The organism is Micromonospora sagamiensis (assembly GCF_014680085.1).
Taxonomy (GTDB): Bacteria; Actinomycetota; Actinomycetes; order Mycobacteriales; family Micromonosporaceae; genus Micromonospora; species Micromonospora inyonensis.
On record NZ_AP023438.1, the window covers coordinates 1,870,685 to 1,896,664 of the forward strand.

At 74.0% G+C, this 25,980-nt stretch carries 19 protein-coding genes and 1 pseudogene; 9 read left to right on the forward strand and 11 right to left on the reverse strand.

Annotated elements, in window-relative coordinates; all coding sequences use genetic code 11:
• Window positions 1-206 precede the first annotated feature (206 nt).
• From IGA62_RS07700 to IGA62_RS07715, 4 genes and pseudogenes are all read left to right on the forward strand, one after another.
• The gene (locus tag IGA62_RS07700) at window positions 207-1,262 is read left to right on the forward strand and encodes an ABC transporter substrate-binding protein (RefSeq protein WP_145815626.1); all 1,056 of its coding nucleotides are present in this window, start codon (window positions 207-209) and stop codon (window positions 1,260-1,262) included.
• Window positions 1,259-2,038: an ABC transporter ATP-binding protein gene (locus IGA62_RS07705; protein WP_145815625.1), complete on the forward strand. Its 780-nt coding sequence runs from the start codon at window positions 1,259-1,261 to the stop codon at window positions 2,036-2,038. The genes IGA62_RS07700 and IGA62_RS07705 overlap by 4 nt, the downstream gene beginning before the upstream one ends.
• Window positions 2,028-2,912: an ABC transporter permease gene (locus IGA62_RS07710; protein WP_145815624.1), complete on the forward strand. Its 885-nt coding sequence runs from the start codon at window positions 2,028-2,030 to the stop codon at window positions 2,910-2,912. The genes IGA62_RS07705 and IGA62_RS07710 overlap by 11 nt, the downstream gene beginning before the upstream one ends.
• A gap of 4 nt (window positions 2,913-2,916) precedes the next feature.
• Window positions 2,917-3,297: pseudogene (locus tag IGA62_RS07715) on the forward strand (RrF2 family transcriptional regulator); the annotation flags it as partial.
• A gap of 42 nt (window positions 3,298-3,339) precedes the next feature.
• Here IGA62_RS07715 and IGA62_RS30755 read toward each other — a convergent pair.
• Window positions 3,340-3,534, reverse strand: coding sequence for a hypothetical protein (locus tag IGA62_RS30755; RefSeq protein WP_145815623.1), 195 nt, complete (start codon window positions 3,532-3,534; stop codon window positions 3,340-3,342).
• Window positions 3,535-4,068: 534 nt separating this feature from the next.
• Between IGA62_RS30755 and IGA62_RS07720 the strand changes: the two genes are divergently transcribed.
• Window positions 4,069-5,004: a hypothetical protein gene (locus tag IGA62_RS07720; protein WP_145815622.1), complete on the forward strand. Its 936-nt coding sequence runs from the start codon at window positions 4,069-4,071 to the stop codon at window positions 5,002-5,004.
• A gap of 22 nt (window positions 5,005-5,026) precedes the next feature.
• Here IGA62_RS07720 and IGA62_RS07725 read toward each other — a convergent pair whose 3' ends face one another.
• The 6 genes from IGA62_RS07725 to IGA62_RS07750 form a co-directional block, all read right to left on the reverse strand.
• Window positions 5,027-6,379: a DEAD/DEAH box helicase gene (locus tag IGA62_RS07725; RefSeq protein ID WP_145815621.1), complete on the reverse strand. Its 1,353-nt coding sequence runs from the start codon at window positions 6,377-6,379 to the stop codon at window positions 5,027-5,029.
• A 204-nt stretch (window positions 6,380-6,583) separates the two neighbouring features.
• Window positions 6,584-6,787 (reverse strand): cold-shock protein, encoded by a 204-nt coding sequence (locus tag IGA62_RS07730; protein ID WP_088982211.1) that lies wholly within the window; start codon window positions 6,785-6,787, stop codon window positions 6,584-6,586.
• A gap of 198 nt (window positions 6,788-6,985) precedes the next feature.
• Window positions 6,986-10,384, reverse strand: a complete 3,399-nt coding sequence (locus IGA62_RS07735) for an ATP-dependent helicase (RefSeq protein WP_145815620.1) — start codon at window positions 10,382-10,384, stop codon at window positions 6,986-6,988.
• Entirely contained in the window at window positions 10,381-13,830 is a 3,450-nt protein-coding gene (locus IGA62_RS07740) for an ATP-dependent helicase (RefSeq protein ID WP_145815619.1), read from the reverse strand. The genes IGA62_RS07735 and IGA62_RS07740 overlap by 4 nt, the downstream gene beginning before the upstream one ends.
• 86 nt (window positions 13,831-13,916) lie before the next feature.
• The gene (locus IGA62_RS07745; RefSeq protein WP_091451310.1) at window positions 13,917-14,480 is read right to left on the reverse strand and encodes an LOG family protein; all 564 of its coding nucleotides are present in this window, start codon (window positions 14,478-14,480) and stop codon (window positions 13,917-13,919) included.
• Window positions 14,481-14,484: 4 nt separating this feature from the next.
• A complete protein-coding gene (locus tag IGA62_RS07750) occupies window positions 14,485-15,336 on the reverse strand; it encodes an LOG family protein (protein ID WP_145815618.1) in 852 nt (283 codons plus the stop codon).
• 194 nt (window positions 15,337-15,530) lie between these two features.
• On the opposite strand from IGA62_RS07750, the gene IGA62_RS07755 reads away from it, so the two are divergent.
• Window positions 15,531-15,695: a hypothetical protein gene (locus tag IGA62_RS07755; RefSeq protein WP_186499717.1), complete on the forward strand. Its 165-nt coding sequence runs from the start codon at window positions 15,531-15,533 to the stop codon at window positions 15,693-15,695.
• Window positions 15,696-15,826: 131 nt separating this feature from the next.
• Here IGA62_RS07755 and dapE read toward each other — a convergent pair whose 3' ends face one another.
• Window positions 15,827-16,900 carry a succinyl-diaminopimelate desuccinylase gene (dapE, locus tag IGA62_RS07760; protein WP_145815617.1) on the reverse strand — a complete coding sequence of 358 codons (1,074 nt, stop codon included), beginning with the start codon at window positions 16,898-16,900 and terminating at the stop codon, window positions 15,827-15,829.
• Between the two features lie 79 nt (window positions 16,901-16,979).
• Here dapE and dapD point away from each other — a divergent pair, with 79 nt between their 5' ends.
• Window positions 16,980-17,939 (forward strand): 2,3,4,5-tetrahydropyridine-2,6-dicarboxylate N-succinyltransferase, encoded by a 960-nt coding sequence (gene dapD / locus IGA62_RS07765; protein ID WP_145815616.1) that lies wholly within the window; start codon window positions 16,980-16,982, stop codon window positions 17,937-17,939.
• A 50-nt stretch (window positions 17,940-17,989) separates the two neighbouring features.
• Here dapD and IGA62_RS07770 read toward each other — a convergent pair whose 3' ends face one another.
• Complete coding sequence (locus tag IGA62_RS07770; RefSeq protein ID WP_232624917.1) at window positions 17,990-21,322, reverse strand: S8 family serine peptidase; 3,333 nt, start codon at window positions 21,320-21,322, stop codon at window positions 17,990-17,992.
• Window positions 21,323-21,486: 164 nt separating this feature from the next.
• On the opposite strand from IGA62_RS07770, the gene IGA62_RS07775 reads away from it, so the two are divergent.
• Window positions 21,487-22,044, forward strand: coding sequence for a sugar O-acetyltransferase (locus IGA62_RS07775; protein ID WP_145815615.1), 558 nt, complete (start codon window positions 21,487-21,489; stop codon window positions 22,042-22,044).
• Window positions 22,045-22,147: 103 nt separating this feature from the next.
• Window positions 22,148-24,685: a hypothetical protein gene (locus tag IGA62_RS07780; RefSeq protein WP_190289267.1), complete on the forward strand. Its 2,538-nt coding sequence runs from the start codon at window positions 22,148-22,150 to the stop codon at window positions 24,683-24,685.
• Here IGA62_RS07780 and IGA62_RS07785 read toward each other — a convergent pair.
• Both IGA62_RS07785 and IGA62_RS07790 read right to left on the reverse strand, forming a co-directional pair.
• Window positions 24,662-25,333 (reverse strand): nucleoside/nucleotide kinase family protein, encoded by a 672-nt coding sequence (locus IGA62_RS07785; RefSeq protein ID WP_145815614.1) that lies wholly within the window; start codon window positions 25,331-25,333, stop codon window positions 24,662-24,664. The genes IGA62_RS07780 and IGA62_RS07785 overlap by 24 nt on opposite strands.
• Window positions 25,333-25,980 carry an SIMPL domain-containing protein gene (locus IGA62_RS07790; RefSeq protein WP_145815613.1) on the reverse strand — a complete coding sequence of 216 codons (648 nt, stop codon included), beginning with the start codon at window positions 25,978-25,980 and terminating at the stop codon, window positions 25,333-25,335. Before IGA62_RS07790 ends, IGA62_RS07785 begins: the two co-directional genes overlap by 1 nt.

Here is a 25,980-nt window from a genome sequence, read left to right on the forward strand (position 1 = left end):
CGGCGCGGCGGTGCGCCCGGGTGGCCCGGCCGGAGCGGACTCGCGCCGGGCGGACCACCGGTGACCGGATCACCTATCAAATACATGGGACAACCGGGATACCCCTGACGGCGCTTTCCCGTTATCCGGTTGGCTGTTGACGTCATCCCGCCGCTAGTCCAGTCTTCCTACCAACCAAGTAGGAAAACCAAGGATTGGACTGTGGGATGAGACGGCACCCCTACCGTCGGACGGCGGCCCTGGCGGCCCTGGCGATCGTCGGCCTGGCGAGCCTGGCCGCCTGCGGGGGCGAGGACGACGCGGGCGGGGGCTCCTCCGGGCCGACGACGCTGCGCCTCGGCTACTTCCCCAACATCACCCACGCGCCGGCCGTGGTCGGTGTCGAGAAGGGCATCTTCGCCGAGAAGCTCGGCAGCGACGTCAAGCTGGAGACCAAGACCTTCAACGCCGGCCCGGCCGCCATCGAGGCGATCTTCTCCGGCGCGCTGGACGCGACGTACATCGGACCGAACCCCACGGTCAACGCGCACTCCAAGAGCAAGGGCGAGGCCGTCCGGGTGATCTCCGGCGCCGCCTCCGGCGGGGTCGCGCTGGTCGTCAAGCCCGAGATCACCTCGGTCGAGCAGCTCAGGGGCAAGAAGATCGCCACCCCGCAGCTCGGCAACACCCAGGACGTCGCGCTGCGGTTCTGGCTCAAGGAGAAGGGCATCACCACCACCAAGGAGGGTGGTGGCGACGTCAAGATCGTCCCGCAGGAGAACGCGCAGACCGTCGAGACCTTCGGCAGCGGCGCGATCGACGGCGCCTGGGTGCCCGAGCCGTTCGTCTCCCGGCTGGTCAACGCCGGCGGCAAGGTGCTCGTCGACGAGCGGGACCTCTGGCCGGACCGGAAGTTCGTGATCACCAACCTGATCGTCAGCACGAAGTTCCTCAAGGCCCACCCGGACGTGGTCAAGAAGCTGGTCGAGGCGCAGGTGGCCGCGAACGCCTTCGTCACCGCCAACCCGGACCAGGCGCACCAGGCCATCTCCGACCACATCGGCAAGATCACCGGCAAGCCGCTGGACCTCAAGCTGATCAAGCAGGCCTGGCCGACGTTGGAGTTCACCAACGACCCGATCGCCTCGTCGCTGAAGACCGGGCTGGACCACGCCGTCGCGGTCGGGCTGACCCAGCCGGTCAGCCTGGACGGGCTCTACGACCTGACGTACCTCAACGAGGTGCTCAAGGCCCAGGGCAAGCCCGAGGTGAGCCAGCCGTGACATCGGCCACGACGACCCCGCGCAGCGCGACCGGTGCGGTCGCGCTGCGCGGGGTGACCAAGGTGTACGGACGTGGCGACGGTGCGGTCCTCGCCCTGGACGGGGTCACCCTCGACGTCTCCCCGGGTGAGTTCGTCTGCCTCGTCGGCGCGTCCGGCTGCGGCAAGAGCACCCTGCTCAACCTGGTCGCCGGCCTGGACCGGGTCAGCGGCGGGGAGATCGACCTCGGCCCGGGTGTCGAGCCGGGACTGATGTTCCAGGAGTCGGCGCTGTTCCCCTGGCTGACCGTGGAGGGCAACGTCGAGGTGCCGCTGAAGCTGCGCGGACTGCCCCGGGCGCGACGGAGGGAGCGGGTCGCCGAGCTGCTGCGCACCGTGCACCTGGGCGACTTCGCCGGCAAGCGCCCACACGAACTCTCCGGCGGCATGCGGCAGCGGGTGGCGCTGGCCCGCACCCTCGCCCTCCAGACCCCGGTGCTGCTGATGGACGAGCCGTTCGGCGCGCTCGACGCGATGACCCGGGACATCCTGCACGACGAGCTGGAACGGATCTGGTCCGAGCGGAAGCTGACCGTGCTCTTCGTGACCCACAACGTCCGCGAGGCGGCCCGGCTCGCCGACCGGATCATCCTGCTCTCCAGCCGGCCCGGCCGGATCATCTGGTCCACCCGGGTCGAGGTGCCCCGGCCCCGGCGCATCGACTCCCCCGAGGTCGCCGCGATCGCCGCCGAGGTCACCGACCGACTGCGCGCGGAGGTGGGGCGTCATGGCCGGTGACACGCTCGCCAGCGGAGCACGTACCGACGCGGAGATCTCCGGGCTGGACGCGCTGGAGATCGCCGGGCAGGAGAAGGCCCCGTCCCGGGCCAGCCGGTTCTGGTCGGCCACCTGGCCGAAGCTCGCCGCGCTGGCCATCGCCGTCGGCGCGTGGCAGGTGGTGGTCTGGACCGGCTGGAAGCCGGAGTACTCGCTACCCGGGCCGGTCACCGTCGGGCAGGAGCTGCTGCGCCAGGTCGGCGGTCCCCAGCTTTGGGACGGCATGGTGACCACCCTGCGGCGGGCCGCCGTCGGGTACGTCTTCTCCGTCGCGGTGGGCCTGCTGGTCGGTCTGGCGGTGGCCCGTTCCCGGGTGCTCCGCGCCGCCATCGGCTCGATGATCACGGCGTTGCAGACCATGCCGTCGATCGCCTGGTTCCCACTGGCGATCCTGCTGTTCGAACTGAGCGAGAAGGCGATCTTCTTCGTGGTGGTGCTCGGTGCCGCGCCGTCGATCGCCAACGGCGTGATCGCCGGGGTCGACTACGTGCCGCCGCTGCTGCTGCGGGCCGGTCGCAACCTCGGCGCGCGGGGCCTGAACCTCTACCGGTACGTGATCGCGCCGGCCGCCCTGCCCGCCATCGTCGCCGGGCTCAAGCAGGGCTGGGCGTTCTCCTGGCGCAGCCTGATGGCCGGTGAGTTGATCGTGGTGGGCATCTCCCAGACGTCGTTGGGTGCGCAGCTCACCTATTCACGCGAGCTGTCCGACGCCCCCTGGCTGCTCGCCACGATGATCGTGATCCTGGTCGTCGGACTGGTCGTGGACGCCGCGTTCGGCGCGGCCGACAAGGCGATCCGCCGCCGGTGGGGCGTCCTGGACCAGGGGAGCGTCTGACGCCGTGCACGTCTCCGCCCGCGCCGACTACGCCCTCCGTGCCGTGCTCGCCATCGCCGACCTCGGCGGTGGCGAGCTGGTCAAGGCCGCCCTCCTGGCGGAGGTCCAGCAGATCCCGCTCAGCGTGCTGCACGGGATCCTGCTCGACCTGCGCCGGGCCGACCTGCTGATCAGCCACCGCGGCACGGAGGGCGGCTACGTCCTGAGCCGTCCCGCCGACCGGATCACCGTCGGGGACGTGCTGCGTGCCGTCGGCGGCACCCTGACCACCGTCCGGGGCCTGCCCGCCGAGAGTGCCGGCTACCAGGGGGTGGCCACCGGGCTCCGGGACGTCTGGCTCGCCGTGCACGGGGCGGTCGAGCAGGTCGTCGACCGGACCACGCTCGCCGATCTGCTCACCGGCGGACACCACCCCGTCGACCGCCGCTCAGCCGGCGTCGGCGACGCCGCCCGTGCCCATCGGCCGCACCGGGCTGTGCAACTCGACCACCACGGCCGGGTGCCGGTCGCCCACCCCGGGATGCCAGGGGCCGAACGCCGCCAGCAGGGCGAGCAGCACGCCGACCCCGGCCACCGCGAGCACCACCAGTAGTTCGCGCACCGCCCCGGCGGGAACCCCCATCGTCACCCCTCCTGACGCGGGCCGATCCCCATCGACCCGGATCCGACGCGGTCGGTCCCCACCGACCCGCTCCCCCGACCTCACCATCAGCCCTCGGGCCGATCGGTGCTGTCGGCCACCTGACGCTCCCCTTGCTGATCCCCGACTCAGCAACGGATCACGACGGCCGACATGAGGAAAACTACCGTCCGCATCCGACATCGGGGCGACGGCGCGAGCGACAGTGACCGAGCCGAAACCAACCGCTCCGGATTTCCCGCCACGGCGACCTGCGGGCTTGTCACCTGCGGCAGTCGCGACTGCCGGGAGGTGGCATGAGCGTGGGCGGTTTTCGGTCCTGCCTGCGAACGCGAATGACGAGACACCACGCCACGAACCCGAGCCGAATCCGGTGGGCATGGCCATCCCGCCGCCTCTCAGCTCCGTTTAAGGTACCGCGCCGCAGAATCGTTGCGTCAGCGCCAGGGCCAGCTCCTGGAGTTGCACGGCAACCGGTTCGTCACCGGGTCGCCGGCTACCGAACAGGAGGGTCACGTGGTGAAGAACGTCCAGCGGGTAGCCCTGGCACTGGCGTTGGCGGCGGTCACGCCCTACGTCGTACTGAAACTGCTGTGGCTGGCGGGATCGCACGTCGGTATGCGACCGGGAACGGGGACCGGCGACATGCACACGACCCGTATGGTCGTGGGCAACGTCGTCACGCTCGGTCTTCAGGCGTTGGCGGTCGCACTTGCGTTCGCGCTCGCCAGCACGCGGGGGCGGCGCGTCCCTCCCTGGCTGATCCTCCTGATCGCCGGGGGTGCCACCGGACTTCTGGCGCCGATCGCCGTGGGGCTGCCCCTCGGGACGCTGATCCAGACGGCGGTTGACGGAACGGTCTCGTCCGGCAACGAAGGAAACCTCGAGGGTTGGGTCTTCGCCCTGGTCTACGGCGGCTTCGGGATTCTCGCACTCGCGCTCGCGGCGCTACTCGTGATGCACGTCATCGAGCGCTGGGGGTGGCTGCTGCTCGACGCACCGCGACCTCCCCGACAGTGGTGGGCCCGGTTGGCGGGGGTCGCTGTGCTGCCCTTCGGTCTGGCCATGTGCTACTGGGGCCTGGCCGGGCCCGGTGAGCACGGCCCTGCCGGCATGGATGCTGTCGCCCAACGCGCGGTGCTCCTGGCCACCGGGCTGCTGACGCTGATCGGAGTGACCGCGCCACACCTCGCCGGACGCGGTCCGTTCTCGCCAGCCGTGCGGTGGGCACTGACCTGGACGGGCTGCGCCACGGCAGCGCTCCAGGGGCCGGCGCAGCTTCTCCTGGCCAACGCGGGACGGCCGGCCGTGCTCGTCGTGGCGCTCGGGCTCCTCGCCACACCGGCAGCCTGCGTTTACGGATTCGCCGGCCTGCATCAGCACCTCTCGACCCCAGCCAGGGTCGTCGATCAAGAGGTTCGCGTCACCTCAACGATGACACGAACCTCTTGATCGACCCGGGTGGGGCGGGTGGTCAGGAGGGGCGGGAGCGGCGGGAGCGCCGGGAGCGGGCCGACGAGCGGTGCGGGACGGCACCCCCGGCGGACCTGGCCGGCCTACCCGACGTGGACGCCGCGCCGGGGCCACGCTGGGCCGCGTCGCCACCGACCGCGCCGGACCTGGTGGCGGCCGGCACCGGGATGGTGACCGGAACACCGGAGGGCTCACGGGCACCGGTCACCTGGGTCAGCGCCTCGTCACCGGGACGCACCGCGACCACGTGCGGCTTGATACCGGCCACGCTCATCAACTTGACGACGTCCCGGCGCTGCTCCGGCAGGACCAGGGTGACCACCGTGCCGGACTCCCCGGCCCGCGCCGTACGCCCGCCGCGGTGCAGGTAGTCCTTCGCCTCGGCCGGCGGGTCCACGTTCACCACCAGGTCGAGCCCGTCCACGTGGATGCCCCTGGCGGCCACGTCGGTGGCGACCAGCGCGGTGACCGCCCCGGTCTTGAACTGCTCCAGGATCCGGGTGCGCTGCGGCTGCGACTTGCCACCGTGCAGCGCGGCCGCGCGTACCCCCCGGGCGAGCAGTTGCCGGGCGAGCCGGTCGGCGCGGTGCTTCGTGCCCATGAAGAGGATGGTGCGACCCTCGCGGGCGGCGATCTGGGCCAGCGTGCCGGGCTTGTCGTCCGCGTCGACGTGCAGCACGTGGTGGGTCATCGCGGTCACCGTGGCGGTGCCGGGGTCGACCGAGTGGGAGACCGGGTTGGTCAGGAAGCGACGGACCAACCGGTCCACGCCCCCGTCCAGGGTGGCGGAGAACAGCATCCGCTGGCCGTCCGGAGCGACCTGCTCCAGCAGCTTGGTGACCTGCGGCAGGAAGCCCATGTCGGCCATCCGGTCGGCCTCGTCGAGGACGGTGACCCGCACCTCGCCGAGCCGGACGTCGCCCCGGTCGATCAGGTCGTGCAGCCGGCCCGGGGTGGCCACGACCAGCTCGGCCCCGGCCCGCAGGGCGTCCGCCTGCCGTTGCAGGGAGAGCCCGCCGACCACGGTCGCGCAGCGCAGCCCGAGCGCGTTCGCGTACGGGGTGAGCGCGGTGGTGACCTGCTGGGCGAGTTCCCGGGTGGGCACCAGCACGAGCGCCTTCGGCCGACCGGACCGGGCCCGTTGGCCGGCGATGCGGTGCAACGTCGGCAGCCCGAAGGCGAGGGTCTTGCCGGAACCGGTTCGGCCCCGGCCGAGCACGTCCCGGCCGGCGAGCGAGTCGGGCAGGGTCGCCGCCTGGATCGGGAACGGCAGGTCGATGCCCTGCACGGAGAGTTCGGCGAGCAGTTCCGGCCGGAGGCCGACGTCGGCGAACGACGGGATGACGGTGGTCATGGAAAAGCCTTCCTCGACGCGGCACGTGTCGAGGGAGGGCGCCGACGAACGGCGCTGCACCGGCGCGGCCGGTGGTAAGGGCGCGCAGCGGTCGTCACAAGCACGAACCGAAGGGGTACGCGGCCGGTCCGCGCGGATGCGCTGCGGACCGGCCGCGTCACCACACCCGGAGGGCGCGGTGGGTGTCGCTGGGATCCCGGAGGATCAGAGCGGACGGATGTTCTCGGCCTGCGGGCCCTTCTGGCCCTGGGTCACCTCGAACTCGACCCGCTGGTTCTCGTCCAGGCTCCGGTAGCCGGAGGACTGGATCGCCGAGAAGTGGGCGAAGACGTCGGGGCCCCCGCCATCCGGGGTGATGAAGCCGAAGCCCTTGTCAGCGTTGAACCACTTGACGGTACCAATTGCCATGTGTTTCGTCTCCTTGACGGAACGTCGGGCCCGCACCTGTTGCGGACTCGATAGGGAGCGCGCCGCGTGCACGGCTCGCCTGTCGCTGCTGGTCGCCCCGCCCGGAGAACTCCGGACACAACAAAGAGCGCCTGGGGCCACAATTCACCAGGCGCACACAGAGTCTCTGGTAACCAAAACTGCAACGAACCCAAGCTATCACGGATCCGGCGCGGTGGCACCAGGTTTCTCCGATCCGGTGCCGTCCGACACCTCCGTCGCCCCGGCCACCATCGCGGTCAGCCCCGCGACGTCCAGCAGATCCGCCGGACGGACGGTCACCCCGTCCCGGACGTAGTGGAACGCCGCGCCCACCTGCTCGACCGGCACCCCGGCCAGCTCCGCCCAGGCCAGCCGGTACACCGCCAGCTGCACCGCCGCCGCGTCGGCCTCCGCCCCGGCCGGCTGCCGCCCGGTCTTCCAGTCGACCACGTCGTACCGGCCGCCGGGGCGGGTGAAGACCGCGTCCATCCGGCCCCGGACCACCACACCGGCGATCACCGTGGCGAACGGCACCTCCACCTCCAGCGGCACCCGGTCGGCCCACTCGCTGGCCAGGAAGCGCTCCTGGAGGGCGAGCAGTTCGCCGTCCGGGGCGGCGTCGGCGTCCGCGGCCCCGGGCAGCTCGTCCACGTCGAGCAGCCGGTCGGCCCCGAAGCGCTGTTCCAGCCAGGTGTGGAAGGCGGTGCCCCGGCGGGCGTACGGGTTGGGTGGGGTCGGCAGCGGACGGCGCAGCGTACGGGCCAGCGCCTCCGGGTCACGACGCAGCGCGACCAGCTGGGAGACCGACAGGTGCTCCGGCAGCGTCACCTCGACCGTCCCGGCCCCGCGCAGCGCCTCGGCCCGCTCGGCCAGCAGCAGGTCGGCCTCCCGCCGCCAGCGGACCGCCTCCGGGTCGTCGGCCCCGGCCGGCCCGTCCGCCGGGTCGTCGCCGGCCAGGAAACCCCGGACCAGTGCCGCCGCCTCGGCGAGCACCGGACGGCGGGCCCCCAGCGGGTCGGCCGGCCACTCGGCGCGGAGCACCACCTCGGTGGTCGGGTTGACCGCGTCCCCGGCCGGCTCGGGCGCCCACGTGTCGACCACGTGCCCGTCCCGGGCGTCCAGGCAGGCGTCGTGCACCTCCCGGAGGAAGACCGAGGGACCCCGGGGACGCTTCGTCCCCTCCCCCCACCAGTAGCCGGAGCAGAGCAGCAGCCGGCGCGGTCGGGTCACCGCCACGTACGCCAGCCGCCGCTCCTCCCGCTCGTCGTGCGCCCGCCAGTCGTCGACGAAGTCGGCCAGTCCCCGGGCCACCCCACGCTGGTCGACCGCCTCGTCCAGGGCCAGGTCGGGCAGGCCGTCGGCGTCCCCGCGCAGCGGGAACGGCAGCACACCCAACCCGCCCAGGTAGTGGTCGGAGTTGCGGACCAGGCCCGGCCACGCCCCCCGGGTCAGCCCGGCGACCGCCACGACGTCCCACTCCAGTCCCTTGGCGGCGTGCGCGGTGAGCACCTGCACCGCGCCCTCCACCACCTCGACCTCGCCCGGGGTGAGCCCCCGCTCCTCGTCCTCGGCGGCGGCGAGGAAGGCCAGGAAGCCGGCCAGGGTCGCCCCCGGCGTCTCCCCGCTGAAGCGGGCGGCCACGTCACCGAGGGCGTCCAGGTGCCCCCGGGCCAGGCCGGCGTCACCGGCACCGTCCCGACCGGCCCGGACGGCCACCTCCACGTCCAGGCCGGTGGTCCGCTCCACGTCCGCGACCAGCTCCGGCAGGGACTGGTCCAGCCGGTAGCGGAGCAGGGCCAGCTCCCGGGCGTACGCCTTCAGCCGCGCGTACCCCTCCGCCGAGTACGCCTGCGCCGGACCGAGGTCGGCCAGCGCCTCGACCAGGGTCGCCTCGTCGAGCACGTCGACCCCGTCCGGGATGGACGCCCCGCCGGCCAGCTCCCGCCGGGCGGCGGCGATCTGCCGGGCCCGCCGGTGCAGGGCCACCAGGTCCCGGGGGCCGATCCGCCAGCGCGCCCCGGTGAGCAGCCGCAGCAGCGCCGCCCCGTCGGTCGGGTCGGCGAGCACCCGCAACGTGCAGACCACGTCCCGGACCTCCGGGGTGTCCAGCAGTCCGCCCAGCCCGACCACCTCGACCGGCAGCCCCCGGTCGCGCAGCGCCGACTCGATCGCCGGGATCTGGCTGCGGACCCGGACCAGCACGGCGGTGGTGGGACGCCGGGGCACCGGGATGTGCTCGGGCAGCGCGCCGGGCATCCGGGCCGCCCCGCGCCAGGCGGCGAGGACGCTGTCGGCGATCCACCCGGACTCCTCGGCGTACGTGGGCAGCAGCGCGCAGTGCACCGTGCCGCCGGCCGCCCCCCGGGGCGTACGGTGCGGGATCGGGTCGGCGACGGTCGAGGCGGCCCGCAGCTCCGGCACCCGTGCCCCGGCGGCCCGCAGCGGGGTGGCGAACGCGTTGGCCACGCCGAGGATCTCGGGGCGGTTCCGCCAGCTGGTGGTCAGCCCGAGCACCCGGGCCGGCTCCCCGTCGACGCGGGTGAACCCGGTCGGGAAGCGCTCCAGCGTGCCGGCGCTCGCCCCGCGCCAGCCGTAGATGGACTGGCACGGGTCACCGACCGCGGTGACCGGGTGTCCGCCGCCGAAGAGCGAGTGCAGCAGCACCACCTGCGCGTGGCTGGTGTCCTGGTACTCGTCGAGGAGCACCACCCGGAACCGGTCCCGTTCGATCCGGCCGACCTCCGGGTGGTCGCGGGCCACCCGGGCGGCCCGGGCCAGCTGGTCGGCGAAGTCCATCGCCTCGAAGTCCGCCTTGCGCCCGGCGTACGCCCGCACCAGCGGCAGCAGCCGCAGCCGGTTCTGCTGGACGCCGAGCGCCTTGCGGACGTCGGCGTAGACCTTGCCGGGGCGGGACTGGACCTCGGCGAAGAACCGGCCGGTCCAGGCGGCCAGGTCGTCCGGGTCGACCAGGTGCTCGTCCAGCTCGGCGGCGAGCGCCAGCACCGCGTCGGTGACCGTGCTCGGCGTCCGCTGGAGTTCGGAGAGGTCCCCGTCGTGGTTGCGCACCAGCAGGTCCACCATCTGCCAGCGGGACGCCTCGGTGAGCAGCCGGGTGGAGGGTTCGTAGCCGGAGCGCAGCCCGTGCTCGGTGACGATCCGGGCCGCGTACGAGTGGTAGGTGGCCACCGTCGGCTCACCGGCCAGCGGGTCGTCGAGCGGGTCGTGCCCCGGCCGCCCGAGCCGGCGGATCAGCTGGTCGAGCCGGGTACGCACGCGGTGCGCCAGCTCACCGGCCGCCTTGCGGGTGAAGGTCAGCCCGAGGATCTGCTCGGGCCGGACGTACGAGTTGGCGACCAGCCAGACCACCCGGGCGGCCATCGTCTCGGTCTTGCCCGAGCCCGCGCCCGCGACCACCAGCAGCGGCTCCACCGGCGCGGCGATGATCGCCGCCTGCTCACGGGTGGGCGCCGGCAGCCGCAGCAGCCGGGCCAGCTCCACCGGGGTGTACCGGGGACCGGAATCGGCCGCGCGCGGTGACGGCGCGGGGCTGGTGCCGAAGAGCGCGGGCTGGGTCAAGACAACTCCGGGTCACGGGTGGTCGGCGGTTCGACGACCTGGCGCCCCTTGCCGGAGACCGGGCAGCTCGTGCGGACCGGGCAGACCCGGCACTTCGAGTTGGCGACGGCGGCGAAGGTGGCGGCGGCCATCGTATCGGCGGTGCGCCGGACCAGCGCGGTCGCCCAGCCGGCCTCCGGCCCCTGGCCCGCCGGCGCCTGGCCCTGTTCCCGCGCCTCCTTCGACCCGGTGCCGAGCTGCACCAGGGCCGCCCCGCCCGAGGAGTCGCCGTACTCGGCGAACGCTCCCGCCTCGACCGCCGCCTGGTACGCCCCGAGCTGCGGGTGTTCGGCCAGTTCCGTGCCGACCGTGGTGGACCGGCCGGTCTTCAGGTCGACCACCACCAGCCGGCCGTCCGCGTCGATCTCCAGCCGGTCCACCCGCCCGACCAGGTCGACCGGGCGGTGCGGGTCGTCCAGCCGGACGGCGAACTCGTGCTCGATGGCGAGCAACCGACGCGGGTTGACGGCCAGCCAGCGGAGCAGCTTGTCCACCATGGCATGGGCACGGGCCTGCTCGGGGCCGGCCATCCACCGGGCGGCCAGCTCGATCGCGTCGAACCGCGCGGTGACGTACTCCAGCAGGGTGGAACGGTCGACGCTGGCGTTCTCGGCGAGCATCGCGGCGGCGTGCACCAGGTTGCCCACGCTCTGGGCGGTGCTCGGTGGCGCCCCGCCGCCGTGCCGTTCCAGCAGCCAGCGCAGGCTGCACCGCAACGCGCTCTCCATCGCCGACGGAGTGACCCGTACCGGCTCGCCGTCGTCGACCAGCGGCCGGTCGTCGGAGAGTCCGCGCAGCCCCCACCAGTCGTCCGGGTGCGCGCCGGGCACCCCGGCGGCGGCGAGCCGGGCCAGTTCGGCCGCTGCGGCGTGCCGACGGGCCACCGGTGCCGCCGGGTCGGCCACCGCGGTACGCAGCTCCGCGACCAGGGCGGGCAGGGTCAGCGCCCGGGGTGGCCGGCCGACCGGCAGCTCCCCGGCCCGCCCGGCGTCCGCCGCCGCACCGTCCACGTCTTCGCCCACCGGCTCGACGCCGTCCGCGCCGTCGCCGTCCTCGTCGGACGGGGCCACGGCGTCCCGCCCGGCACCGTCCACCGGTGGTGGCACCGGGCCGCGCGGCGTACCGCCGTCCCCCCTCGGCGGTTCGGCGGCGCCGAGTTCGTACAGGAAGCGGCTCGGCTGTTCCTCGTGGTCGTCGCCCCCCACCGAGGCGGAGGAGACCGCGCTGACCAGCAGTCGACGCCGGGCCCGGGTGACCGCCACGTAGAACAGCCGGCGCTCCTCGTCGAGCAGCGCGGAGGTCTGCCCGGCCAGGACGGCGGCGGTGCCCGCGCCGTCGCCCCGGCCGGCGAGCACGTCCACCAGCCGCTCCGAGCCGAGCAGGCTGCCCCGCAGGCGCAGGTCCGGCCAGATCCCCTCCTGCACCCCGGCGACCGCCACCACGTCCCACTCCAGCCCCTTGGCGGCGTGCGCGGTGAGCAGCCGGACGGCGTCCCCCCGGTCGGCGGTCGGGGCGATGGTGTCGGCGGGGAGGTCCTGCCCGAGCACGTGGTCGAGGAAGACCTCGGTCCGGGCACCGGGCAGCCGGTCGACGAACCGGGCCGCCGCGTCGAAGAGCACCAGGACGGCGTCCAGGTCCCGGTCGGCCGCGTCGGCCCGCCAGCGCCGGGCGGTCTCGCCCTCCCCGGTGGCGCTCCCTCCCTCGATCGCCGTCGACCAGCGCTCGGCCAGGCCACTGGCCGCCCACACCGCCCAGAGCACGTCCTCCACGGTGGTGCCCGGTCGGGCCGCCGTCTCGCGGGCGGTGGCGAGCAGCCCGGCCACCGTCTGGGCCGGCTCCGCCCAACGCCGCTCGACGCCGGCCAGGGCGTCCGGGTCGCGCAGCGCCTCGACGATCAGGTCACCGGAGGGACGGCGGTCGCCGGTGGCCAGCGCGAGCGCCCGCAGGCCCTGGCGCAGTCGCCGCTCGGCCAGCGGATCGGCCCCGCCGAGCGGGGAGTGCAGCAACGCGACCGCAGCCTCCTCGTCCAACCGCTCCGGTTCGAGGGCGCAGCGGAGCAGGAGCAGCAGCGGAGCCACCGCCGGTTGCAGGTGCAGTGGCAGGTCCTCGCCGTGCACCACGGTCGGCACCCCGGCGGTGTGCAGCGCCCGGCGCAGGGTGGGCAGTTGGAGGGTGGTCGACCGGACCAGCACCGCCATCCGGGACCAGGGCACCCCGTCGAGCAGGTGCGCGGCGCGCAGCGCGTGGGCCAGGTACGCGGACTCGCTCGTCGCCGACCGGAAGGTGCGGACCTCGACCACGCCCGGCGGCGCGTCGGGGACCGGTTCCAGCCGCCGGTGGGTGACCGGGCCACGCAGTCGCCGGGCCAGCCGTCCCGCCACGGCCAGCAGCTCCGTCCCCGCCCGGTGCGAGGTGGTGAGCACCACCTGCGCCGCCGGCGCCCCGGAGGCGGTCCGGAACCGGTGCGGGAAGGCCGTCACCCCGGACGGGTCGGCACCCCGGAAGGCGTACGTGGAGGAGTCGGGGTCACCGAAGGCGACCAGGGACTTGCCGCCACCGGCCACCACGGCGAGCAGGTCGTACTGGGCCGGGTCGGTGTCGGCCAGCTCGTCGACGTACACGTGGGCCAGCCGGCGGCGCTCGGCCTCCAGCAGCTCCGGGTCGTCGAGCAGCAGCCCGGTGGCGGCCCGGACCAGCTCGGCCGGGTCGTACGCCACCGAGCCCCGGTTGCTGACGTCGCGGAGCGCGAGCACGGAGACGTACTCCCGGAGGAAGCGCGCGGCGGCCGGCCAGTCGGAGCGGCCCAGCCGCTCGCCCAGCCGGGTCAGCTCCCCCGGCCCCACCCCGCGTTCGGCGGCGCGCATCAGCAGGTCGCGCAGCTGGCCGGCGAACGCCCGGGTGCGCAGCGCGGGGCGCAGGTCCTCGGGCCAGCCCACCGGGTCGTCCTCGGGGCTCTCCCCCACGACGTCGAGCAGCTCCCGGATGATCAGATCCTGCTCCGGGCCGGTGAGCAGCCGGGGAGACGGCTCGCCGCGCACGGCGGCGGCCCGGCGCAGCAGGCCGAAGGCGTACGCCGGGAAGGTCCGCACCAGCGGCTCGCGGACCACGCGGTTGCCGACGGCGACCCGGGCCTCGATCCGGTGGCGCAGCGCGGTGGCGGCCCGCCGCCCGAAGGTGAGCACCAGCACCCGCTCCGGGTCGACGCCCTCGGCGACCCGCGCTGCGACCGCCTCGACCAGGGTGCCCGTCTTTCCGGTGCCGGGACCGCCGAGCACCAGCATCGGCCCGTCGGTGTGGGCGACCACCTCCGCCTGCCGGGGATCCCCCCGCCACCCCACCGGTGCCGGGGTGGGACCGTCTGCCCAGGTCAGCCCCTCGGACCGGCGCACCAACCGGTACGTCTGCATCCGACCATCACACCACGCGCCCCCGACACCCCGTCCCCACCACACCCCCCACCGGCCCCGGCCGTCGACCTCCTGGCCGACTGCGGTCAGGCCGGCCGGCGGGTCAGCGGGAGGCGCGAGTCGATGGTGTCCAGGGCCTCGGCGAGGGTGTGCGCCACCAGGAGGAGATCCTGCCCGGCGGGCTTGACGAAGTGCTGGTCGGTCAGGGTGGTGAGCCAGTCCAGCAGGGGGCGGTAGAAGCCGTCCGTGTCGAGCAGCACCATCGGCTTGTCGTGCATCGCCAGGGTCGCCGTGGTCCACACCTCGAAGAGTTCGTCCAGCGTGCCGAGCCCGCCGGGCAGGGTGAGGAAGGCGTCCGAGCGCTCGATCAGTACCGTCTTGCGGCTGGCCATCGAGTCGGTGACCAGCAGTTCGTCGGAGGCCAGGTCGGCGACCTCCAGGTCGACCAGCGCCTGCGGGATCACCCCGACGGTCCGCGCGCCCCCGGAACGCGCGCCGTCGGCCAGCGCCCCCATCATGCCGACGCAACCGCCTCCGCTGACCAGTGTGTGACCCCGCCGGGCCAGCTCCGCCCCGGTGTCGAAGGCGAGGTCGAGCCAGCGTCGGTCGAGGGTCCGGGAGGAGGCGCAGAACACGCCGATCGCGGCCACCGGCTCAGCCCTCCCGGCTCTCGTCGGCCGCGGCCCTCTGGTCGGCGGCGGTACGGGCCACCGCCTCCTCGCGTACCGCCTCCTGCTCGGCGGAGAGCTGCGCCTCGGCCTCGACGATGTGCCGGACGGCCGCGTCCACGTCGTCGGTGAGGCAGATCAGTTCCAGGTCCACCGGACCGATCTTGCCATCGGCGGCCATCGTGTCGCGCAACCAGTCCAGCAGCCCCCGCCAGTAGTCCGTGCCCATCAGCACCACCGGGAACCGGGTCACCTTGCCGGTCTGCACCAGGGTCAGCGCCTCGAAGAGTTCGTCCATGGTGCCGAATCCACCGGGCAGGACGACGAACGCCTGGGCGTACTTGACGAACATGGTCTTGCGGGCGAAGAAGTAGCGGAAGTCGATGGCCAGGTCGACCCATTCGTTGAGGCCCTGCTCGAAGGGAAGCTCGATGCCGAGGCCGACGGAGAGCCCGCCGGCCTCACTGGCCCCCCGGTTCGCCGCCTCCATCACCCCCGGCCCCCCGCCGGTGATGACCGCGTACCCGGCCCGGGCCAGCGCCGCGCCCACCTGCTCGGCCAGCTGACACTCCGGACTGTCCGGCTTACTCCGGGCCGAACCGAAGACGCTCACCGCCGACGGTAGGTCGGCCAGCGTGTCGAACCCCTCGACGAACTCGGAGAGGATCCGCAGCGCCCGCCAGGCGTCGCGGGTCTTCCAGTCGGCCCGGCCCCGCGAGTCCAGCAGCCGCTCGTCGGCGGTGCTGGTCGGCAGGGCCCGGCGGCGCAGGGTCACCGCGCCCCGGTGTCGTACCTCGGACAGACCGTGTCCGGTGTCCCGTCCGTTGCTCTGGCTCATGCAAGCCACCGTAGTGGAGTGCCGCGCCGCAGGTCGGGAGGGTCGTCCGAGAACTCGCGGCCACCGGCGGACGAGACGTCCGGTCAACCGGGAGACGAACTCCCGCCATCGGAACGCAACTTATTCGGTCGCACGTGCGTCCTACTATTCACACACGGGGGACGCCCCCGGCGCGCCTTCGGGGGAGGAGCAGCGTGATCAGCAACAACGAGAGGATCCGGATCCGGCGGCAGATGCAGCGACGGATCCGGGACGTGGTGGCCGAGCGCCGTCGCGCCCGCCAGATGCAGACCATCGAACTGGCCGGCGAGACCGAGGCACGGGCGGACATCGACGCGCCCGCACTGAGCAACAACTGACCGACCGCTCGACGGCTGTCCGCGCGCACCGGGGGGTGACCGCGCGCGACAGCCCGGCCGACCGCCCGGGGTGACCAGGTCGTCTCCTGGTCACCCCGGGCGGGTCGCCGGTCGGGCCGGCCGGCGGTGGGTCAGGCCGGGGCCAGCCACCGGTGCAGGGTCGCCGCCCCGTCGCGGATCTTGGAAATCTCGACGTGCTCGTCCTTGTGGTGCGCCAGGTTCGGGTCGCCGGGGCCGAAGTTCAGCGCGGGGATGCCCATCGCCGCGAAGCGGGCCACGTCCGTCCAGCCCAGCTTGCCGATCGGCGCCGCGCCGACCGCTGCCAGGAACTCCTGCGCCACCGGCGCGTCCAGCCCCGGGGCCGCCCCGGCGGCCACGTCGGTCACGGTCAGCTCGAAGCCGTCGAGGACCTCACGCAGGTGCGCCTCGGCCGCCGCCGGGTCCCGGTCCGGCGCGAACCGGTAGTTGACCTCGATGTCGCACCGGTCCGGAACGACGTTGCCCGCCACCCCGCCGGAGATCCGGACCGCGTTCATCCCCTCCCGGTACGCGCAGCCGTCGATGGTGACCCGACGTGCCTCGTACGTGGTCAGCCGGCGCAGCACCTCGCCGGCCCCGTGGATCGCGTTCACCCCGTTCCAGGACCGGGCCGCGTGGGCGCGCTCGCCGACCGTGGTGACGACCGCCCGCATGGTGCCCTGGCAGCCCGCCTCCACGATGCCGTAGGTCGGTTCGAGCAGCACGGCGAAGTCCGCCTGGAGCCACTCCGGGTGTGCCTCGGCGACCAGGTGCAGGCCGTTGTACTTCTGCTCGATCTCCTCGCCCTCGTAGAAGAAGTACGTGACGTCGTACCGGGGGTCGGGCAGGGTCACCGCCAGGTGCAGCGCGTACGCCACGCCGGACTTCATGTCGGAGGTGCCGCAGCCGTACATCAGGTCGCCGCGCATGCTGGACGGGAAGTTGCCGTTCAGCGGGACGGTGTCCAGGTGGCCGGCGAGCACCACCCGCTGCGCGCGGCCCAGCTCGGTACGGGCCATCACGGTGTTGCCGTACCGGTGGGTGGTCAGGTGCGGGACCGCCCGGAGCACCTGCTCGACACAGTCGGCGATCGCCTTCTCGTTCAGGGACACGGACTCGATGTCCACCAGGGCACGGGTCAACGCCACCGGATCGGCGAGGACCTCGGGGGTCAGCGGGTTCTCCATGGTTCGCACGGTACCGTCAGGACGACAGGAGCCGGCAGTGAGCGTGCGCGCCCGCCGGCCGTGAACGAAGGGTGAAATCGTGACGTCCGCACAGTCCGCCTGGGGCATCGGCGTGGCCACCGTCACCGCCGACGACCAGGTCCTCGACACCTGGTACCCGACCGGCAAGCTCGGCCTCGGCGAGTTGCCCCTGGTTCCCGGCGAGGAGAAGGCGGACGTGCTGGACCTGCCGCCGGGGGCCATCGGCGAGCGGGCCCTGCCGGGTCTGCGCACCGTCGAGGTGGTCACCGTGATCGGCTCGCTGGACGACCCGATCAAGGGAGCCGCCGACGCGTACCTGCGGCTGCACCTGCTCTCCCACCGCCTGGTCCGGCCGAACGGCCTCAACCTCGACGGCATCTTCGGCAATCTGGCGAACGTGGCCTGGACGTCGGCCGGGCCGTGCCCGCCGGAGCGGGTGGACGAGCTACGGGTGATCGAGCGGGCCGCCGGCCGCCACCTGGCCGTGTACGGGGTGGACAAGTTCCCCCGGATGACCGACTACGTGGTTCCCTCCGGGGTGCGGATCGCCGACGCCGACCGGGTCCGGCTCGGCGCGCACCTCGCCTCGGGGACCACCGTCATGCACGAGGGCTTCGTCAACTTCAACGCCGGGACGCTCGGCACCTCGATGGTGGAGGGGCGGATCGTCCAGGGTGTGGTGGTCGGGGACGGCTCCGACATCGGCGGCGGCGCGTCGATCATGGGCACCCTCTCCGGTGGTGGCACCGAGCGGATCAGCATCGGCCAGCGGAGCCTGATCGGGGCGAACGCCGGGGTCGGCATCTCCCTCGGCGACGACTGCGTGGTCGAGGCCGGCTGCTACGTCACCGCCGCGTCGAAGATCACCCTGCCGGACGGCCGGGTGGTCAAGGCCCGCGAGCTCTCCGGTGTCGACGGGCTGCTGTTCCTGCGCAACTCGGTCACCGGCGCGTTGGAGGCCCGGCCGCGCACCGGCCAGGGCATCACCCTGAACGCCGCCCTGCACGCCAACGACTGACCCGGCCCGTCCCGGCCCGTGGCAACCCCACGGGCCGGGACGGATCCGCCTCACCCCAGCCGGTACGCCTGGGTGATCCGCTGGGTCACCAGACTGCCGTCGCTGCCGGTGGCGCTGGCCCGCAACGACACCCAGCCCGGCCCGGACGGGTGCCGCACGGCGGCCACCCAACCGGCGCCCTGCTTCCGCAGCCGCGTCGGCTGCCAACTCGCTCCCCCGTCGTACGAGACGTCCACGGTCAGCGCGGTCACCGTGGCCGCCGGTGCTCCCGGCTGCCGGTCGACCGTCACCGGGATCGTCCAGGGCCGTCCGGCCGGGGCGGTGCCGGTGTCGTCCAGCCTCGGCGCGAAGCGGACCGCCATCGCCGGCTGCCCGACCGGGGCGTCACCGGGCACGTTCCCGGACCGGAACGTCCAGCTCGCGGTCACCTCGGTGCTCAGGTCGGTGAAGCCCCGGGCGGCGGACACCTCCAGCCGGTACTCGGCGGGCTCCGGCGGAACGACGAACATGCCGGAGCCGGCGTACGGGCTCTCCCCGACCAGCTTGCCGTCGCGGTACAGGACGGTCCGTTCCGTGTCGGTCATCGAGTACCCGCCGTGGCCGTGGGCGTCGGCGTGCACCGGGACGTCGACGACGAGGGTGTCGCCGTACCGGGCGATGCCCTCGGTCGACCGAGGGAGGGCCGGCCCGAACGGTGCGCCGTTCCACTCGTCCCGGTGGGAGCGCCCCGCCCGGTAGGCGACCGGTTCCGAGAAGTACGTCGTGCTGTTCTCCAGCCAACCGTGGTCGGTGCGTTCCCCGGTCTCCAGGAGCGACCACCAGCGCAGCCCGGCAGCGGCGTTGAGGTACTCGACCCGGCTGCCGGGCAGGTCCGTGGGCAGCCCGACCGCCGTCGCGAAGCTGACCCCCTCCTGCCGGGGGAAGACCACCCGGTCCGCCTCGACTGCGGGGTCGCCGTGGAACCGTTGGTGGACGGCGGCCAGGTCACGCCGGTGGTAGTCCCGGACGAACCCGGTCGGCACCGTGCCGCCGAACGTCTCGCTCAGCGCGTACAGGTACGGGCTGACCTCCGCCTCGCCGTGGACCCACTGACTGGAAACCGAGCTGAGGAACCGTTTTGCCGAGGTGCTCCCGCCGACCCGCCCGGTCCGGACACCGGTGAAGTCGTCACCCCCGACGCCGAAGCCGTAGGAGCCCTGGTCGGCGTTGAAGTGCACTGTGACGTCCACCATCGCCGGCACGGCGGACGCCTCGGGCACGGTCATCCGGACCGGTCCGGTCCGCCGCGCGTCGACGGTGATCCGGGTGTCCCGGTCGAGGGTCAGTTCCGGCTGGGCGAGCACGGCGAAGCCCCGGCCATCGGCGAAGACGGCGCTGGCCAGCCCGTAGCGGCCCTTCGGGACCCGGACACTGCTCACCTCGCCGGCACCGTGGAGCTCCTGCGAGTACCGCTGGTCGAGGCCGTAGAGCTGGGTGAAGTGGTCGTTCGCACGCGCCCCGGTGTCGTCGAGGACCTCGACGGTCAACTGGTAGCTCTCCACCTCCCGGTGCACGGCCAGCGGGGTCGCCACCGTGCCGGCGTCGGAACGGGCCACGAGCCGACCGGTGTAGTACCCGTCCGGCCCGGCCACGCTCGTGTCCGCGCTGACCGTCACCTCCGTCCGACCACCGGCCGGGACGGTCACCCGGTCCGCGCCGAGGCGGAACATGCCGGCCGGCGCGGGCTCGCCGTCGGGGCCGGTGACCGCCAGGGTCAGGTGCAGGGTCACCGGACTACCGCCGGTGTTGTGGTAGGCCACCGTCCGGGCGACCGGGGTGTCGTCGTGGTGCGGCCACGTGGTCCGACCGAACGAGACGCTGGGCGGGTCGCTGGTGATGCGTTGGTCCACGGCGGCGGCCACGTCGACCCGGCCCGCGCCCTGCGCGAAGACCGTCTGCTCGGGGTGCGCCCGCGCCGAGGCCATCAGGAGGGCCTTGAGCGCTCCCGCGTCCGCCCCGGGACGCTGCTGGGCCAGGAGCGCCACCGCGCCGGCCACGTGCGGGGTGGCCATCGAGGTGCCGGAGAGGCTCACGTGTCGCTCCCCGACCGGGTCGCCGATCTGCCCCTTCGCGGCGCGCGCCGCGACGATGTCGACACCGGGCGCGGTGATGTCGGGCTTGATCCCCTCGTCGTACGGGCGGGGACCCCGGCTGGAGAACTCGGCGAGGTCGTCCGCCCGGTCCACCGCGCCGACGGTCAACGCCGCGTCCGCGCTGCCCGGGGAGCCGACCGAGGCGTCCGACCCGTCGTTGCCGGCGGCGATCACGAAGAGCGCGCCGGTCTGGGCGGTGAGCTTCCCGACCGCCTCCTCCAGCGGGTCGACCTGCGGCGTGTCCTGGCCGCCCAGGCTCAGGTTGACGACGGCGGCCCGCTGCTCGACCGTGGCCCACTGCATGCCGGCCAGGATCGCCGACTCGGTGCAGAATTGGCTCTCGCACACCTTCCCGGAGAGCAGGGTCGCGTCCGGCGCGACCCCGCGGTACCGGCCGCCAGCCGCAGCTCCGCTACCGCCGATGATCGACGCCACGTGGGTGCCGTGCCCGACCGTGTCGTCCCCGTCGGTGGCCTCGGTGAAGTTGCGGCTCTCCGCGACCCGGCCGGCGAGGTCCGGATGGGTGGCGTCGACGCCGGTGTCGAGCACCGCCACCCGGACGCCCCGACCGGTCCACCCGTCGCGGTGCGCCTCCGGGGCACCGATCTGGGCCACGCTCCGGTCGAGAACCACCTGACGCCGGCCGTCCAGCCAGATCCGGTCGACGCCCCCCGCCGTGTCGACCCGGTTGCCGGCCGTGCCGGTGGTGAGCGCCGTCCAGACGGCGGCGGCCCGGTCCTTCGTGGCCTGGACCGCCGCGCCGCCGATGGCGGGCAGGTCCCGGGTGACCCGGGTGCCGGCGACGGGAGCCTTCCGGTCCGCCCCGCCCCGGTACCGCAGCAGCAGCGGCAGGGTGTCCCGCCGGTCGTCGTCGTACCCGGCGGAGACCAGTTCGGTGACGTCGAAGAGCCGCTGGTCCACCCGACCGGACCGGACCAGGTGCACCGCGTCCCGGGGCAGGACGGAGAGGTGGTCCCCCGTCCGCCGGGTCACGAAGGTCATGCCGGCCCGCCCGGGGCCGGGACGGACACTGATCGAGTCGCCGCCGGTGACCGTGACCCGGTCGCCGGTGAGCAGCGTGACCGTGACCGGGCGTCCGGCACCCGTGGTCGGGGCCGGGGCGGTGGCGGGCGACACCGTCGGCCCGGGGGCGATCGCGGCCGGGGCGGACGACGCGGGTACGGCCGTGGCCGCCCCGAGCAGCAGACCCAGGACCAGCCCGACACCGACGGATTTCCGTGTTCGTGGCACGCGACCTCCTTGAGGAGCGTTCTCGTCGATGCTGATCACATCGACACGGCCGGACCCACGTTTCCACACCGGATCCCCGCAAAATGTCCTTGATCCGACCGGAAACGGGGGAAAGGGGCGCAACCTTTCTGGCCTGCCGACCGTGCGTCCGGCATGCTCGACCCGTGACGTCGATGAGAGAACGCATGCTCGCCGGTGAGCTGTACCGGGCGGACGACCCCGAGATCCTCGCCGAGCTGGACCGGGCCGCCCTCGCGATGGAGCGGTTCAACGGCAGCCGCGCGGACGACCCCGAGGGCCGGCTCGCCGCCCTCCGGGAACTGCTCGGCTCAGTCGGCGAGGGCACCTGGGTCCGGCCACCGTTCCACTGCGACTACGGCTCCCGGATCACCATCGGGCCACGCGGATTCGTCAACTTCAACGCCGTCTTCCTGGACGTCGCCCCGATCACCATCGGCGCCGACGCGCAGATCGGACCGAACGTGCAACTGCTCACCGCCACCCACCCGGTCGAACCGGAGCCCCGCCGCGACAAGTGGGAGGCGGCCCGACCGATCACCATCGGCGACAACGTGTGGCTCGGTGGCGGCGTGATCGTGCTCGCCGGAGTCACCATCGGGGACAACACCGTGGTGGGCGCGGGCGCCGTGGTCACCCGGGACCTGCCGCCGAACGTGGTGGCGGTCGGTAACCCCGCCCGCTCGGTCCGCGCCCTCGACTGACCGCCTCGGATCCATCCTGAGCTGCAAAAACGGATAGAACTACTGGCCCCACCCGCCTTCACGGGAGCACTCTGGGTAGTGACGCCGTCACCGGGAGGCAGGGATGGCTGGTCGAGTGCTCGAACTACGCGTGCACGGCGTGTCCAACACGCCACCGGACGAGCTGCTGGGCCTGCTCCCGGAACCGGACGGACCGGCCCCGCAGCCGTGGCTCGTGGCTGGTGACGACGTCACCGGCTTCTACCGTCGCCCCGGGTCCGACCAGGACGAGCCGGTCACCGTCGAGGCGTACAGCTGGGGTCGGCTGACCTCGGGCGCGCGGACCGCGCGGGACGTCGAACGCGCACTCTGGACGGTGCTGCTCCCGTTCACCCTCGCCAACGTCGCCCTGCACGCCCGGCCGGAGATCCCCGCCGACCCGGAGCGGGAACGGTGGTCCTGCCGTGCCGGCATCGTCGGCTGGCTGATCCGGCTGTTCTGCCTCAGCCTGACCGGCACCATGGTCCTCACCGCCACCGGAATCGGGGTCGACCTGATCGGCTGGCAGTGCGTGGACCGGAGCTGCCTGCGCCGGCTGCCCGGCCCCTGGGAGTTCCTCGGGCACGGCTGGTGGAGTCAGGACGCGCACGCGCTCGCCGTCGGGCTGCTGGTGCCACTCGCCCTGATCGCGCTGGTCGGGCTGCTGAGCTGGCGTACCTACCAGTACGAGGCGGAGATGCCGGTCGGACCGGGCGTCGTCCCCCCGGTCGGGGTGCCGATGGTCAACCCGTTGCAGGACCCCACCTTCTGGTGCGGCGAGGGGCAGCTGCGGCGGGCCGCCGTGCTGCACCTCTGCACCGGTACGGCCGTCGCGGCGGCGGTACCGCTCGGCGCGGTACTGGTGATGGACCCGCCGGCCGGACCACGGGCCGTCCTCGCCGGGCTCACCGTGGCGCTGCTGGTGCTCCCGGTGACGGTCGCCGTGGTGGCCCTCGGCCGGCCGTACCTCACCCGACGCGGCGGCCGGACCCCGCTCGGGCCGTACAGCGCCCTGGTCGTGGTGAGCACGCTGGGCGGACTGGCCGGCACCTTCGCGCTCCTGCTCCTGCCCGACGGTCCGGCCGGCATACCCCTCGCCGAGCTGCGCCCGCCGCACGGCTGCGTCGCCACACCGGACGCCGCCGGCTGCCGGGCCGACCGTTCCCTGCCCGGCTACGACGGGGTGATCGCCGGGTGGGGCGTCGGGCAGCTGTTCCTGCTGGTCGCGATCGGCGCGGTCGCCCGCTCGGGGCGGCGGGCGCTGGTCGTCCCGGCCGGCGCGGGGCTCGCCCTGGTGGCCACGGTCGCCTGGACGTCCGGCTGGCTGCCCGGGGCGTCCGCGCCACCCGAGGGACTCGACCTGTGGATGCTGGTGGGGCCGGCGGTCGCGGTGGCCGGCACCGGGCTCCTCCTCCCCCGCGCTGCCCCGGTCGACCCGCCCGGGGCGGGGCACACCGGGCTGGCCTGGGGTGGTCGGGGCCCGATGCTGATCGCCGGGCTCGGCTGGCTGCTCGCCGTCGCGTACTGCACGGGGGTGGTCTACTGGGTCGGCAACCGGCTCAACCCCGACGACCGGGTCGGCGTCGTCCCGCCGGTGCCGGTGACCTGGGCCGGGCTGGTGTTCGGCGGCTCGCTGCTGGTCGTCCTCGGCAGCGCCGTCCACGCCGGGATGCTCTTCGCCCGGCTGCGGCGGCAGGAGTACCAGCACCTCAGCCTGCCCGGCCGCCGACTCTCCGCCCACGACCTGCGCCGCTGCCGGGACGTGAGCACGTTCCGCGCCCTGCACCGGCTCGTCGGCGAACACGCGATCCGGCTCGGCGGGTGGTGCGGCGCGGCACTGCTCGCCCTCGCCGCGCTCGGCTGCGTCGCCGCGCTCTCCGGGACCGGCCCCCACCGCGCGCCGGGCAGCGGCTGGGCGGCACTGGTCGACGGGGCGGCCAACGCCGGGGACCGGCTCCTCGGCTGGCTGCCCGTGGTGGTCGCGACGCTCGGCCTGCTGGTGTACCGCAACGACACCGTCCGCCGGTCGGTCGGCGTGATCTGGGACGTCGGCACGTTCTGGCCCCGGTCCGCCCACCCGTTCGCCCCGCCCAGCTACGCCGAACGGGCCGTACCGGAGTTGCAGACCCGCACCGCCGGCCTGTTGGCGCTGCCCGACGACGACCCGCGCGGGGTGGCGGGCATCATCCTCTCCGGGCACAGCCAGGGCGCGGTGATCTGCGCGGCCGTGCTCCTCCAGCTGCCGGCCCGCTGGCGGCGCCGGGTCCGGTTCTTCTCGTACGGCTGCCAGCTGACCCGGCTCTACGGGCGGGTCTTCCCGGCGTACTTCGGTCCCCACCGGCTGCCGGTGCTGGCCGACGCGCTCACCGACCGGCACGGCCGCACCGGCTGGACGAACTTCTGGCGGGAGACCGACCCGTTGGGCTGGCCGGTGCCCGCCGCCCACCGGCAGGTCAGCGTGCGGGACCCGGAGGGGCTGCACCCGACCGGCGGCGAGGTCGTCGACCCGCCGATCCGCAACCACGGCGGGTACCCGGAGTCCCCGGAGTTCCTCGTCGAGCGGGAGCGGGTGGCGGGGCTGATGCGCGGGGCCGTCCCCTCACCCCGGGAGGGGGTCGGCTAGCCGGACCACCAGGTCGGCGCGGTGCGCGGTGCCGGCCACCAGGGCCGCGTTCGCCTCGTCGGACCCACGCGCCCAGCGCTCCGCCTCGGCCGGCGACCGGCCGTACGCGACGTGCCGGGCGGTGAGCAGACGCAGCCGCAGCTCGGCGTCGAGGTCGAGGAACCAGGCGTCGTGCAGCAGGGTCCGGACCTCGTCCCACGGGTCGTCGGGGAGGAGAAGGTAGTTGCCCTCGGTCACCACGAGCGTGACCCAGGGCGGCACGGCGATCGACCCGGCGACGGGTTCCTCGATCTCGCGGTGGAAGGCCGGCGCGTACACGGTGACCGGCTCCAACCGGTGCAGCCGGCGCAGCAACGCCGCGAAGCCGTACGCGTCGAAGGTCTCCACCGCACCCTTGCGGTCGGCCAGACCGAGCCGGTCCAGTTCCGCCTGGGCGAGGTGGAAGCCGTCCATCGGCACCAGCCGGGCGGTCGGGCCGACCTCGGCGACGATCCGCTCGGCGAGGGTCGACTTCCCCGCCCCGGGAGCCCCGGCGATGCCGAGCAGCTGCCGGGGGCCGGCGGCGGCCAGCTCCCGGGCCCGGGCCACCAGCTCGTCGACCGGGCACTCCCGGGCCGGCACCGGACCGGGCGCGGACGGCCGGGGCATCAGCCCAGAACCGGCTCGCTGATCGCGAACCGTGCCTCGACGGCGGCCTGGACGGTCTGCTGCTGCGGGTCGAGGTCGATCTCCGGAGCCCCGGCCGACTCCGTCGCGCCGGTGAAGCCGGCCGCCCGGAACGTCATCGGCTGGGCGGCCATCCCCGAGTCGGAGAGTTCGATCAGGCCGGTCACCCGGGCACCGAGCGCCTCGGCGTACTCCCGGGCCCGGTTGAGCGCCTCGGCGATGGCGGCCTGCCGCGCCTGGCGGTGCACCGGGCTGTCCGGCCGCAGCGACCACCACGGGCCGGCGACCGAGACCTGGTCCTGGTCGGCCAGGCGGAGCATCAGCTCGCCGAGGACGGCGAAGTCGGTGACCGTGACCGTGGTGGTGACGCTGCCGTGGTACGCGACCACCCGCTCGCCGGAACGCTTCAACTCGGGCCGGACCCGCAGCTCACCGGTCTCCCGGCGGTCCACCGCCGGACCGTAGCCGTCGAGCAGCACCCGGATCGCGGCGGCCCGCTCGGCCAGCCGGGTCAGGGTCACCTCGCGGTCCCGGTCACGGGCCATCGCGGTCACCGTGAAGCGGGCGATCTCGGGCGCCACCTCCCGGTACGCTTCGCCGCGTACCGTCACCACCGGTCCGTCCACCAT

Excerpts from the sequence above, each read along its gene's own strand:
- IGA62_RS07700 (WP_145815626.1), top strand. The coding sequence starts at position 207 with ATGAGACGGCACCCCTACCGTCGGACGGCGGCCCTGGCGGCCCTGGCG.
- IGA62_RS07710 (WP_145815624.1), top strand. The coding sequence starts at position 2,028 with ATGGCCGGTGACACGCTCGCCAGCGGAGCACGTACCGACGCGGAGATC.
- IGA62_RS30755 (WP_145815623.1), bottom strand. The coding sequence starts at position 3,534 with ATGGGGGTTCCCGCCGGGGCGGTGCGCGAACTACTGGTGGTGCTCGCG.
- IGA62_RS07725 (WP_145815621.1), bottom strand. The coding sequence starts at position 6,379 with ATGACCACCGTCATCCCGTCGTTCGCCGACGTCGGCCTCCGGCCGGAA.
- IGA62_RS07730 (WP_088982211.1), bottom strand. The coding sequence starts at position 6,787 with ATGGCAATTGGTACCGTCAAGTGGTTCAACGCTGACAAGGGCTTCGGC.
- IGA62_RS07740 (WP_145815619.1), bottom strand. The coding sequence starts at position 13,830 with ATGCAGACGTACCGGTTGGTGCGCCGGTCCGAGGGGCTGACCTGGGCA.
- IGA62_RS07750 (WP_145815618.1), bottom strand. The coding sequence starts at position 15,336 with ATGAGCCAGAGCAACGGACGGGACACCGGACACGGTCTGTCCGAGGTA.
- dapE (WP_145815617.1), bottom strand. The coding sequence starts at position 16,900 with ATGGAGAACCCGCTGACCCCCGAGGTCCTCGCCGATCCGGTGGCGTTG.
- IGA62_RS07780 (WP_190289267.1), top strand. The coding sequence starts at position 22,148 with ATGGCTGGTCGAGTGCTCGAACTACGCGTGCACGGCGTGTCCAACACG.
- IGA62_RS07785 (WP_145815614.1), bottom strand. The coding sequence starts at position 25,333 with ATGCCCCGGCCGTCCGCGCCCGGTCCGGTGCCGGCCCGGGAGTGCCCG.
- IGA62_RS07790 (WP_145815613.1), bottom strand. The coding sequence starts at position 25,980 with ATGGTGGACGGACCGGTGGTGACGGTACGCGGCGAAGCGTACCGGGAG.